At 45.6% G+C, this 13860-nt stretch carries 3 protein-coding genes; all 3 read right to left on the bottom strand.

From position 1 onward, the window contains the following. Positions 1–17 precede the first annotated feature (17 nt). From QFZ51_RS20985 to QFZ51_RS20995, 3 genes are read right to left on the bottom strand one after another with little or no spacing between them, the layout of a single operon-like run. A complete protein-coding gene (locus QFZ51_RS20985; protein WP_429048575.1) occupies positions 18–1670 on the bottom strand; it encodes a cyclic peptide export ABC transporter in 1653 nt (550 codons plus the stop codon). Positions 1671–1710: 40 nt separating this feature from the next. Then, on the bottom strand, positions 1711–3345 hold the full coding sequence (locus tag QFZ51_RS20990) for an MBL fold metallo-hydrolase (RefSeq protein WP_429048576.1): 1635 nt from the start codon (positions 3343–3345) through the stop codon (positions 1711–1713). A gap of 27 nt (positions 3346–3372) precedes the next feature. Then, entirely contained in the window at positions 3373–13857 is a 10485-nt protein-coding gene (locus QFZ51_RS20995; RefSeq protein WP_429048578.1) for an amino acid adenylation domain-containing protein, read from the bottom strand. Between the last annotated feature and the right edge of the window lie 3 nt (positions 13858–13860).

Below are 13860 nucleotides of genomic sequence, written 5' to 3' on the forward strand. Positions count from 1 at the left end.
GACCCGTACTCCAAAAATCATCGGCCCAGAGAATGTTCCGTTACCGTTTCCGGCCATAACTTTCCATAATCCATCCTGAATAATTTATCGGCACAGTCGTAATATTTATCATCGTGTGTAATGGCAATAACGGTGTAACCTTCTTTCTTCAGGATGGGAATAATTTCGATATAAAATTTCTTTCTAAAATAAGGATCCTGGTCTGCCGCCCACTCATCCATCACAAGAATTGGCTTCTCCTCCATTAATGCAACAATGAGTGCCAGCCGTTTCCGCTGTCCGGTGGAAAGGTCTGTAGTAGACAACTTTCTGCCTGTCAGCGTTACTTTCCCCTCTAATTCAAATAATTTCAGATAATATGCCCATCTCTCCAGATTAAAATTATTAATACCATACAGTTCACTGAATAAATAAAAGTCGCTGAATACAACACAGAATAATCCCCGGTAAGATGCGTGGCAGGACGCTTCCACGATTGTTCTGTTCAACAATACTTCTCCAGCAGAATGCGGATATAACCCCAGCAGCGCGTTGATAAGTGTAGATTTCCCACTGCCGTTACTGCCGTAAATAAAAATGATATCCCCCTTGCATACTTCCAGGTTAATAGGTCCAAGCGCAAAAAACCGGTTATGGCCGCCGTAACGAAACTCAAGGTTCCTGATTTCAATCGTGTTGAACTCCTCTTTGCTGAAGATGCCTAAATTATCAGGTGCACGTTGTTCCACATTTTCCAGATCGTGTTTGAGCGCAGTAAGATGCCTGGCCGCAACGCCCGCACGGGCAATACCCGGCAGAAGTACCATAATTGTTTCCAGCGCCCCCAGCAGGTAAAACAGCGTAAATACAAAACTTACTATATCAGCAGGATTTATTTTCAGGATCAGGCTAAAAAAAAGCAATACCGAGGCTATCAGGATATAAAAAAGTACCTGACCCGTCATCTGATTATTGATATAACCAGAGAAAGCTTTCATATTGCTATCGTATGACTCCTGGGCAACAGGAATCACATTCTGATGGTATATATCATTGCCTTTCTCCGGCTCTACAAATATTTCCTTAAACCCGTAAAGAATTGAATTTACATTCTGCTCAAACTTGTTTTCCAGCTCCCTTGACCTGTTGAACTGTTTGATATTCTTCTTCGAGCTAAAATGATATCCTGTAATACCGATCCCTGCTACAGCCAGTGTAATCAGAAAGAGAATCAGCGAAATGGATGACAGGTACACAAAGCAGGAAATAGCCAGAATGAAGGCAGAAAAGAATCCAATAATATTGAGTGATGCATCCGTAAGTACCTGGACATCTCCCAAAATCGCTGTCTGAATTTCTGATTTTCGTTGAATGATCTGCTGATAACCGGCTTTGAGTGCCTGCGTAAATATGTCCTTACGCAACTTCCAGAAAACTGACTGGGCCAGTTTTATAATTCCCAGTGACAAGGTCCTTCTGATCAGGACATACACGATAATGACGCCAGCAAATATGGCAACGTAGCTGGTACGGGACTCCCCAAAGTCACCGGTAATCAATCTGGAGATCACTTTCGTAATGAAGTTGATAAACAAAAAGTTGAACAATCCGGAAAGTATCCCACAAATGACATATTTGATAAGCCGCATTTTGCCGATTAAAGGCAAAACTATTTCAAGTAACTTTTTCATTCTTTTGTTTAAAAGATCCACGTCTGGTGACTATATAATATTACCCTTTCAATGCTTCCTGCAATGCAGGCTCCTGGCTATATTGATACAAAATTTCTTTCTCTCCGTATAACCGCTCTGCCATTATATCCCTTTTTTTGCATTCCTCTATTAACAGGTTGGATTGTACAATGGGATTAGATGCAGCCGTATACCTTACCGTACTAATAAACTCCAGCCAGGGCTCCATGCCCATCGCATACACATACACCTCTTTGGGATGGAAGGTGTTCACCAGGTGAATACCTTTCTTAAAATCAGATCCGGACAAGCGCCTTGACTGATCTTTGTCGCGAGGCAGCTCCTCCGGCATCAACGGACCATATAACCAGGAAAGCGGGGCCCCATCACATTCCATACCCAGAAAAATGACATCCGCATCTCCTATCATCCGGTGAATATGCTCGTACAGCCTCGCTTCCAACACCCTGGAGTCGGCAACGAACAGGAAAGTGAAATCGTTGACCGCAACATGATAACAGGTTTTGGCCTGTATGTTCAGGTCACTATGTTCACCGGTAAAAGGTACACCTGTGATCACACAATCCTTAAACCGGATAGCTTCCATATCATCGATTTCAATGACATTCTTAAATCCTGCTTCATTGAATACCAGCTTCAAGTTGGGATCTTGCAAGGCTCCTGCAGTAGTTCTTGGTACGATGATATTTTTTATTCTATATCGTAAAGACAGTAACGTTTCAAATAAAATATGATCCTGATGATTGTGCGTTATCAATACATAGTCAATTTCATCCGGGATATCCACGTCAGAAAAGTGAGAAACACTGGATTCATAACCGTAATAGCTGATCAGAGGATCTACTAAAATACTGATGCCCTGCGTTTCAATCAAAATGCAGGCATGCCCGAAATAGCGCATTCGTACAGCGAGACCTTCATATTTACTATAAGCGGGATACGTCTGTTTCGTGAAAAAAGAATCAAACAGCGCCCTGTCAGCCTCCTGCACGCCAAGCAACGCCGCTATCTCATTTATGGAGCCAGGGGTTCTTTTCATCTTACTTAGTACATCTATTCCCGGATGATCGAAAGAAATATTCAGGTGCAGTATTTCCGGGCTATCAAGGCGGGGGGTACTTAAACAAAACGGGCGCTCGTCATTTTCCGTGACCCACAACGCCACGCTCTGCGATTTTTTATTATAAAACTCACTCTTGTACAGCAATGGTTCAAAGAAGCGGAAAGATGGCCTGTTATTCAGATCATAATTCAATTCCACATAGCCTCTCAATATCTCCGGCACTTTCTCATAAAGGCTTTCCAGGGAAAATCCGCTGGCCTCTTTTTCAAGGATAGCATTCAATTCCTTAATCGCCTCTGCCATCCTGATCAATGATGACTGACTGGTTATCGTTTCTTCTTTTAACTTCCTGATCTCCTCTACTTTGGGTGTTCCATAATCCATAAACGGTCCTCCCAGCATTTTGGGATTAAGTACTGCAGCAGCATGTATCTGCGGAGCCTGTATATAGGAATTCATAATCTTCAGATGTCTGCCCACCACATTCATGGCCGCCGTGGCCGGAGATATCAGATGAGACCAGGCATACCATCTTCCTATGAGTGGCTCAAATACAACATTCGGTTTGAGGTAATACAACTCTTCTTTCATAACAGCTTATTAATATGATTAATAATTTTAGATACCCTTGATAACCATCTTTCGCTTGATGCTTCTGAGTGGCTGGTGTTGGTCATATACGATATCACAAAGAAAGGAATGGAACATCGCTTTGACTTCTTTACGCAGCGCCGGATCAAATACAGCCGGATCAAAGATCAGCTGTACCCTTGAGCAGTTTCTGAACTCGTTAATATTAATGCCGAATGTAGACTGCATTTCCACCGTATCTTCCGTGTCGTTCAACTCTGACTTATCTATCCTGGCATCCTGATCTTTCAGATACTCGTAGTTATGGTAATTAAAGAATACATGCGGATTGATAAAGGAAGCAGAAGGCGTTACGTCCGGCAGTTCGTCTATCAGCTTTCTGAAAGGATATAAACTATTATTCAGATCTTCCAGGAACTGCTGCTGCACATTACGGACATGGTCAATGAGTGACCTGTTCATGTCTACAAACGTCCTGACAAATATTACGTTTACAAAATAGCCTATCAGCGTGGTGATATCCAGCTCCTTGAAATGATTGGAATTCCTTGAAGAAAGCGGTGTAACAAAAGTTACATCCTCCTGCCCGGTAAGCTGCCGGAGTAATAAAGTAAGTGCTCCCATCATGATGCCGGCACGTGTGAGGTTATTCTTTGCCGCGAACTTACCGATATCATCATACAGCTGCCCTTCCACAGTTAGTGTGGTGCGGATATCCACCCCTGTTGTTGCCCGTGTCCCGGTATTCATCAGCGACGGTGATAGCCTCAGATCCGGATTAAACCCTGCCAGCTTTTTCATCCAGTAATTCCGTTGCCGGTATCCTTCTGCCGAATCAACAAAGCGCTTCTGCCACCTGGTAAAATCCTGGTATTGTAAAGTCAATGGCGGCAATGCCATCACTTCTTTCTTCAACGCCTGCTCGTATAATGAGCTAAGTTCTTTCAGCAAAATACCGTCGGAATATCCATCTGTGATAACATGATGCAGTGTAATCACTACCAGGAAGCTACCTGTAGTTAGCTGGTATAATTGCACCCCAAAAAGCGGCGGCTTGCGTAAATCAAATTTTTGATAATGTGCTTTATCAATAATATCATCTTTTTCACGATCATCCGTCAGTTTTATAACATCCGGCAATTGATAATGCAGGTCTTCTGCTGGCACAATCCATTGTTTAATTTTTCCGTTGATGGGAAGAAACCCTGTCCTGAGTATTTCATGACGCTCTGTAAGCTTTATCATCGCCTCGTGGAAAGCAGGTATATCAAGGGTAGGCGTTTCGTAGCATGAAACTACTACCTCCACCTTTACCGTCCATTCGGAGAAGAAGAAGAGCTGATTATAGGACGCGTCTATCAATGTCCCCCCGGAGACTGCCGTAGTTGATGTATCCTGACTTAATGGAATGTTTGGTCTGTCGACAGACAGCTGATTGATCAGCAGGTCGAGATGATCACGGTAGCTTTTCAGCAACCTGTTCATCGTATCGGCAGTATATTGCTGCTCACTGTACCTGACAGACATCTGTAAACATCCTTCTACCACCATACCGCTTACCTCCAGCAACACACCCCGCTCTCTGTCAACGGGCGTTTCTTCTCCGTGATAGTCACCCGAAAAAGTAAACAACGAGGTACCATCAGCCGCGTCTACACCTGATCCGAAGTCCCCCAGGTAATTGAAAGTAATCTCCGGTTCAAGCGTATATGGCCGGCCCCCCATATAACGTAGTACTCCATAACCAATCCCCTTCCCGGGTACACGATGCAGTACTTCCTTGACTGAAATCAGTTGACGAACCGGGTCTGCATGATATTGCATATCGAATATCACCGGATAGATAGTGGTAAACCACCCTACCGTACGGGTCACATCCACATCGCCCCCAATCTGTTCCCGACCATGCCCTTCCATGCGCACCGCCACCTCCGTGGCTGCAAAAACCTCATGCACCGCCAGGCTCAGGGCAGTCAGGAGAATATCGTTGATCTCTGTGCTATAGGTTTTATAACAGCGGGTTAACAAGCGTGTAGTCGTATCCGTAGATAGTACAAAGGAACAGGAAGCAATATCCTTTACCTGGTTGCTACCAGTCACATGGTCTACCGGAAGCCCCTTTACCTGCCTGGATGCAATCGCAGACCAGTAAGCTTCTTCTGCCTGCAGCGTTTCACTCACTGCAAATTCCTCCAGCTGTTGTTGCCAGTAATGGAAAGCATCTGTTTTCTGAGGCAGATCTGCATTAACCCCACTGATATATTGCTGATAAAGCGAAGATAGATCCTCGAATATAATACGCCATGATACCCCATCTATCACCAGGTGATGAGCTATCAGCAACAACCGGTCTTTAGCTCCTCCCTGGAACAATGCTACCCGGAACAGCGGGCCTTCTTCAAGGCTCACTCCGGATTGAAGCCGGTTGCAATCGGCCGCAAAGTCAGCATCATTTGTCCACTCATGCACTTCCAGTATATAGCCCTGCTGGCTACCCCTGTTTTCCTGCACCCATCCTGCTGCTGTATGCCGGTAAACCATCCTTAAGGCATCATGATGCAACAGGATGCGGTCCAGTGCCGCTTTCAACCCTGGCACGGATAACCGACCGCTGCTTTCCAGCAATACAGACTGATTATAATGATGCAGCGCAGATCCGGAGGATTCGAAGAACCATTGTTGTATCGGACTCAGAGAAATCTCACCGGTAATGATATCCTGTGAGGCCTGACGGGTAAGGGCTTTCACACAGCCCGACAACTCCGCAATAACCGGATGTTGCATTACATCCTGGATGTTCAGCGAATAACCTCGTTGTTTCAGGCGGGCTACAATCTGGATAGACTTGATAGAATCTCCTCCCAGCATAAAGAAATCGTCATAAATGCCGATACCCTCTTTTTTAAGCACCTCGCTGAATACAGCAATCAGCTGTAACTCTGTTTCATTACGGCCCGCTGCGTAGATAACATTTGCCGGCCGGGCCATATCTTCAGGAGAGGGCAGTGCCTTCCTGTCTGTTTTTCCATTCACCGTTACCGGGAATTCCGGCAGGGAAATAAAATGATGCGGGATCATATACACGGGTAAATGCGCCCCCAGATAAGCACGGATAGCCTGCTCATCATGAGCACCTCCGGCAATATAGGCCACCAGTTCAGGCGGTCCTTCTTTACCCTGCCAAAGCAACACCACTGCGCCAGTCACACTATCATGCCCTTGCAGCACATGTTCTATTTCACCCGTTTCTATCCGGTAACCACGGATCTTCACCTGTGCATCCAGGCGGCCACTGAATTCAATGTTGCCATCTGGCAACCAGCGCCCTACATCACCGGTCCGGTATAAACGCTGCCCTTCATCAAAAGGATGCGGAATAAACCGTTCTGCTGTCAGCTCCTCCCGGTTTAAATAACCTTGTGCCAAACCTGCTCCTCCAATACAAATTTCTCCATATACACCTATGGGCATCAATGCACGATCCCTTCCCAGAATATATAACTGCGTGTTCGCAATCGGTTTTCCTATAGGAACACTATTGTATGGAATTTCGTCACCTTTTTCCACGCGGAATACCGTAGCGCATATGCTGGATTCCGCCGGACCATAGGCGTTAAAATAAGTACCATATTCCAGGAATGCCAGCGCATCACCTTTGATAGCTGCCTCTCCGGCGGTAATCAGCTTACGGAGACCGGCAATACCAGGTAAATTCAACAGTTTCAGATAAGCAGGTGGAATGGTAGCGATGTTAATGGCATTATCAGTGATATAAGCTTCCAACAGTGCAGGATTCCGCTTACTGTCTTCATCAATAATATACAGGGCGCCACCCGTCAGGATGATAATAAAAATCTCAGATACAGATGCGTCAAAGGAAGGAGAAGCAAATTGCAATCCTCTTTCATTATCCTGTATATCGAAAGCAACCTGCTGCGAAAGAATCGTATTCACAATTGCATGATGTTCGATAACAACACCTTTGGGCGTACCGGTAGAACCGGAGGTATAAATTACATAGGCCGCCTGGTTTGCGCTGACCAGCGGTAAGCTGCCAACCAGAGGCTGGGCCATGGTGTCCAGTTGCAGGTCGATGGCGATAATCGCGCCACCGTAATAATCCAGGTTGAAGATATGATCCGTTTCGGTAATCAACACGGGTACAGCGGCATCGCTGATAAGGAAAGATTTCCTTGCCTGCGGATACTCCGGATCAATCGGTACAAAGCAGCAACCTGCCTTCAGGATACCCAGGATGGTGATAATCATTTTTTCCGACCGGTTCAGCATCATCCCAATACGATCGCCAGGTTTCAGTGCATACTGTTGTTGCAGATAACCTGCCAGCCGATCGGATTGCTCATCCAACTCCCGGTAACTGAGCTGCTTATCCATAAATATAACAGATGCGGCATCCGGAATGCGAATGGCCTGATCGCGGAAAAGACTTACCAGCGTACTTTCTGCAGGATACCTTACAGTAGTATTGTTAAACGTTTTTAATAATAACTGCTGCTCCTCTTTCCCGATATAATCGAGTGTCCCTACTGTTGCTTCGGGGTTTTCAAGCATACTATCTACAATCGCCATCAAATGAGATTTCATTCGATCTATCTGGTTGCTATCGTATATCGTGGTGTTGTAATCGAACTTAATTTCAATATTCAGGTGGGAAGAAATCGTTAACATAAGATCATAGTTGGTTCGTCCAAACGCACCACCTGATAATACAGACAAACCCTTGAGGCTATCCACATTCTGACCTATCGACTCTACTACCGGAAAGTTTTCAAATACCAGCATATGATCCATCAGATTCCTTCCCAGGCTGCTGGCAGCCTGTATTTCCGCCAACTGCATATAGTGATGATCGGAACCGTCAATCCACATCTGCTGTACTTCTTTGAGTAAAGTCCGGATGCCGGACGCCTTTTCAGGACGTATACGTACCGGTATCGCATTGCTGAACAAACCAATCATTTCTTCCATTCCTTCCAGGTGCGCCGGACGCCCTGAAACAACCGTACCAAATACCACATCATCTGTATCGTTATACTTGCTTAATAAAATTCCCCAAACCACCTGCACAAAGGCGCTCTCCGTAATTCCTATCGTGGTACACAATTTCCGGATAGCTTCCCTTCTGCTGCCATCCAAAATCAAAAGCTGGTGTTGATTTCCTTCTTCGGGATGGAGAAATGGCGTCTTCGGCAGTGTACTGAGCGTATCATACCCCGACAAATAATTACGCCAGTAATCCAAGGTCTTCTCCCGGCTCAGGTTTTCTATCCACTTTATATATCCGGAGTAAGGATATACTCTGCCCAGCTCCGGCGCCACACCGGTTTTTAACCCTTCGTATATCTGGAAAAATTCTTTTACCAAAATACTCACACACCAGCCATCCATGATGATATGGTGATGGCTCCATACAAACTCATACATCTCTTCTCCCATATCAATTACCGTCAACCGCATCTGTGAGCCTTTATGAAGATCAAAACCCCGAAGGCGATCCTGCTCCCTGAATGCTTCCACAAAGCTTTCACCATCTCCTGCCGGTTCCAGAACGGAAAACCCTTCGCTTACTGATCGGGATACCACCTGTAACAGGCGCTCTCCAAAACGTTGCGTAAAATAGGTTCTCATCACCGCATGACGGGATACAAGCGTATAATAGCTTTGCTTTAATATCGCAATATCCAGCTTACCCTTCAGCCGGTAACTCATCTGTTCAAAATACATAGGGGAACCGGGAGTGGCCAGCCAGTGGTAATACAATCCTTCCTGGAAAGGACTCAGTGTATATACATCCTCCAGCATGGTTTCCCTTTGCAGTTCCATCACCTGCTCTACCTCCAGTTCCTTATAGGTAAGATCAACCGGCGTAAGCGTTGTTACGGTTGCTGCCGACAATTTATCCGTCAACACTTCGAGATGTTGTCTGAATGCAGTTGCCAGTCTGTCTATAGTAGCATGATTAAATTGTTCCCGGCTATAATCAATAGACAGCTTCATTCTTTCATCTGCTATCATGCCGGATACATCCAGCAGCAGATCACGCTCCATGTCCGCAGGTATTTCAACACCGCGGTAAACACCTGAGAAAGTAAAAGCTGAAACGGTTTGCTCTTTATTTAGCACAGCCCCGAAATCACCCAGATAGTTAAAACCAATCTGTGGCTGTAATTTATATCCCTGTTCTGTCATATAACGCAACACCCCATAACCAATTCCTTTTGACGGTATACGGTGCAACTTTTCTTTCACCGCAATCAGCTGACGCACCGGATCTTTGTGGTACCGCATATTAAAGACCACAGGATACATGGTTGTAAACCAGCCAATAGTACGCGTTACATTTACCTCGTTGCCGATGTCTTCTCTGCCATGACCTTCCAGCCGCACCATAACATCATCTGTTTCAAACACTTCCTGTACAGCAAGGCTCAGCGCGGTCAACAGGATATCATTCATCTCCGCGCCATAGGCTTTATAACAGCTCACCTGCAAACGGCTCGTCATATCCTTGTCCAGCACAAAAGCGCAGGTGTCAATATCTTTTATTTGATTACTGCCCCCCATATTATCCAGCGGTAATGCTGCTACCGCTACCCCTTCAATAGCATCCCAGTAAGACTGCTCTGACTTCAACACACTGCTCTTCGCATATTCCTCCAACTGTTGCTGCCAGTATTGGAAACTATCTGTTTTAGCTGGAAGGTTTAGTCCATCGCCTGATTGGTACTGTTCATATAGTACCGTAAGATCCTCGAATAAAATACGCCATGACACAGCGTCTATCACCAGGTGATGAGCGACCAGTAACAACCGGTCTTTCCCAGTACCACGAAATAACCCCACCCGGAACAGCGGTCCCTTATCCAGGTCTGCACTGCGCTGAATACGATCACAACACGCGGCAAAAGAGACATCATCTGTCCAGTCAATAATCTCCAGCAGGTATGGCTGTTCGCTACCTTTGTTCTCCTGCAGCCAGCCTGTGGCAGTGGAATGATATACCATCCGCAGCGCATCATGGTGAAGTAATATCTTATCCAGCGCTGCTTTCAGCGCGGGTACTGCTAAAGGCTCCCTGCTTTCCAGTAATACCGACTGATTATAATGATGCGGCGCTGCAACGGCCGTTTGAAAAAACCATTGTTGAACAGGACTGAGTGGAATGTGACCGGTGACCAGCTCCTGGCTGGCCTCACGACCCAATGTCCTGACGCAGAGAGACAAATCGGCGATCACCGGATGCTGCATCACATCCTGAATCCTGAGGATGAAACCCCGCTGCCTGAGACGGAATACGACCTGTATCGATTTGATTGAATCACCACCCAGCATAAAGAAGTCGTCCTGCACACCAATCCCCTGCTTTCTCAGCACTTCTTCATAGATAGCAATCAGCTGTGCTTCTACTTCATTGCGCGCAGCGATATACTCACTTCCGGCTACCGTATTAGTCACTCCCGGAGCAGGCAAGGCTTTACGATCGGCTTTACCGTTAGTCGTCAATGGAATTTCCGGTATCGAAATAAATTGATGCGGGATCATGTAACCCGGCAGTTGTGTGAGCAGGTAAGCGCGTAGCTGCGGAATGTCGTGAGACTCTCCTGCCAGGTAGGCTACCAGTTCGTTTTCTCCATCCTCACCTGGCCATACTTTGACCACTGCCGCTGAAGTAAATCCTCCCTTTAACAGTGCATGTTCTATTTCTGCTGTTTCAATGCGGTAGCCACGTACCTTCACCTGCTCGTCCGTCCGGCCGGCATATGCTATTTCCCCGTTGGGCTGCCATCTGCCGGTATCTCCTGTTAAATAAAGACGTTCACCCTCCCGGTAAGGGTGAGAAATAAATTTCTCTTCTGTTAATTCTTTGCGGTTCAGATATCCTCTTGCCAACCCCGCACCCCCAATACATATTTCGCCATAAACACCCACCGGTACCAGCGACCGCTGACTATCAAGTATACATATTTCTGCTCCAGCGATCGGCCGCCCTATCAATATCTCCGTGTTCAACTCCAGTTCTTTCACCACACAGCCTACAGTAGCCTCCGTAGGGCCATACTCGTTATACACCTTCATTTCCGGGTTCAACGCTTTCAGCGTGGACACATCATCTGGCATCACTGCTTCGCCGCCCACAATTACACACAAAACACGGGAAGATTCCAACGATAATCCCTTCAGCAAACGTACATGTGAAGGGGTCAGCTTCATACAATCTATCCCGCTGTCTTTCCCGAAGCTATCACGCAGAATATCTGTCACCGGTTGTTCCTGTCCGTAAATATGTAAGGTAGATCCATTGATCAGCGGGCTGAAAATACTGGTGACTGTCAGGTCGAACGACAACGAAGTAAATAATGCGAAATTACCTTTCAGCCCATTGCCCAGGTAATGATGACGGGCCCACTGCACATAATGCGACAGGCTGCCATGCGTGATCTCGCAACCCTTCGGCATTCCGGTAGATCCTGAGGTATAAAGCACATAAGCCAGGTGGTTCGACTGGGGTCTTACCAATGGTCTTTCTATATCATAATTATTTGCTGTATCGATGAAGTCAGCAATGTCCTGTTCATCTATTACTCCTTTGCATTTGCTGTCATCCAGTATATAAGTAATCCTGTCTGCCGGATAGGCTGTATCTATTGGCAGGTACGCGGCACCAGACTTGAGAATAGCCCATATGGTGATAATAAGCCATTCGCTGCGCGGAAGTAATATGCCAATCAGGTCATCCGGTTGTATTGTATAACGCTTCAACAGATAAGCAGACAATTTATTCGCCTGCTGATCCAGTTCTTTATAGCTCAGATGCCTTCCGTTAAAAATCACAGCTGTCGCATCCGGACAATCAGCCACCATTTTCTCAAACAATGTAACGATGGTGGCAGCGGTGGCCTGAAAATCATCCGTTGCGTTAAAGTCCACCAATAGTTGCTTCTCTTCCCTTTTGTTTAATATGGTTAACTGTGCAACAGGCAGTGATGGGATGGAGACAATACCTTCGAGTACCTGTAAAAAATGATCAGATAATCGTTCTATTGTTTCTCTAAAAAAGATATCGCCATTATATTCCACACTCAACTTCATACCGCGCCCGGCAGGTTCAATATTGAATGTAAGGTCAAATTTGCTGATGACATGGTCATCATGATCATAGCCGCTCACAAGCAGGTCATCTAATCTACTTCCTGGTTTCAGATCATCTGTATTTTGAAAGGCCAGCATTACATCAAACAATGTATTTCGGCTCATATCCCGTTGCAGCTCCAGGTCTTCCACCAGTTTATCAAAAGGATAAACCTGATGTTGATACGCTTCCAATGTAATTGTTTTCACCAGCTGTAACAATTCTGTAAAACTATTGCCAGGGTTAAATCGTACACGTAAAGGGAGGGTATTCACATAAAAACCGATCTGATCTTTCAGATCAGCATGATCTCTGCCAGCAATAGGTGTACCAATGATGATATCTTCCTGTGAGGTATATTTATACAGAATAATATTCATAGCCGCCAGGAAGCCCATAAACAAAGTTGCTCCCTGTCCCTGACATAGCTGCGTCAAATCATCCACTACAGCAGGCGCTATCACTCTCTTCACAAGGCCGCCACTATATGTCCTTAAAGGTGGTCGTACGTTATCTACCGGTAATGCGATAACAGGCAGCTCTTTCTTGAGCTGGTTTTTCCAGTACAATCGGTGGCTGTTTGTGACACTGCTATTCAATAATGCCTGTTGCCAGGCAGCGTAATCTTTATATTGTATACGCAGTGGCGGCAATGCAGCAGGAATACCTTTAATGCCGGTATTGTATAGCTCCAGGATTTCCTTTAACAGCAGATCCATGGACCATCCATCACTAATAAGGTGATGCACGCTATAAACAAGTACCCATCTGCCATCACCCGTTTTTAACAACACTGCACGCATTAGCGGTCCTGTGGATAAATCAAACAGGTGAATACTTTCCTGTGCTACGATTTGCCTGATAGTATCATGTGGAGCCGACGTATTACTCAGGTCTTTATAAATAATTCTAAATCCTGACTCTTCCGGAGAAAGTATGAATTGTCGGCCTTCTCCCGCTTCATTCATTTTAAAAATGGTTCTTAATATTTCATGCCGCTCAATTACGCGATCAAATGCGTCCGCTATGACATTAACATTAAGTTCACCATCAAAAACAAATACATTCGTGATATTATAAGCGGTATTAACGCCATCCATCTGTGCCAGCACCCACAAGCGTTTCTGGGATGATGACAATACATAGCTATCCTGCTGCCGCACCTGGGGAATGATCTCAAAATCCGGATTCGAAGCTCGTTCCTTCAAATATGCTATCAATTCCGGTTTCCGGCTTCTAATCTCCTGCAACAGCTGCTGAGGAATGCTATTTACATCAGCATGAATTCTGAGTTTATCTTGTTCCGCCAGCTCAACAACTATGTTGAGTTGCATTAGCCTGTCAATTAATTCGGTTATCATGGT

It is taken from the genome of Chitinophaga sp. W3I9 (assembly GCF_050434025.1).
Classification (GTDB): Bacteria; Bacteroidota; Bacteroidia; order Chitinophagales; family Chitinophagaceae; genus Chitinophaga.

Bases quoted from the DNA above. Each gene is read 5' to 3' on its own strand.
- QFZ51_RS20985 (WP_429048575.1), bottom strand. From the start codon at position 1,670: ATGAAAAAGTTACTTGAAATAGTTTTGCCTTTAATCGGCAAAATGCGG.
- QFZ51_RS20990 (WP_429048576.1), bottom strand. From the start codon at position 3,345: ATGAAAGAAGAGTTGTATTACCTCAAACCGAATGTTGTATTTGAGCCA.
- QFZ51_RS20995 (WP_429048578.1), bottom strand. From the start codon at position 13,857: ATGATAACCGAATTAATTGACAGGCTAATGCAACTCAACATAGTTGTT.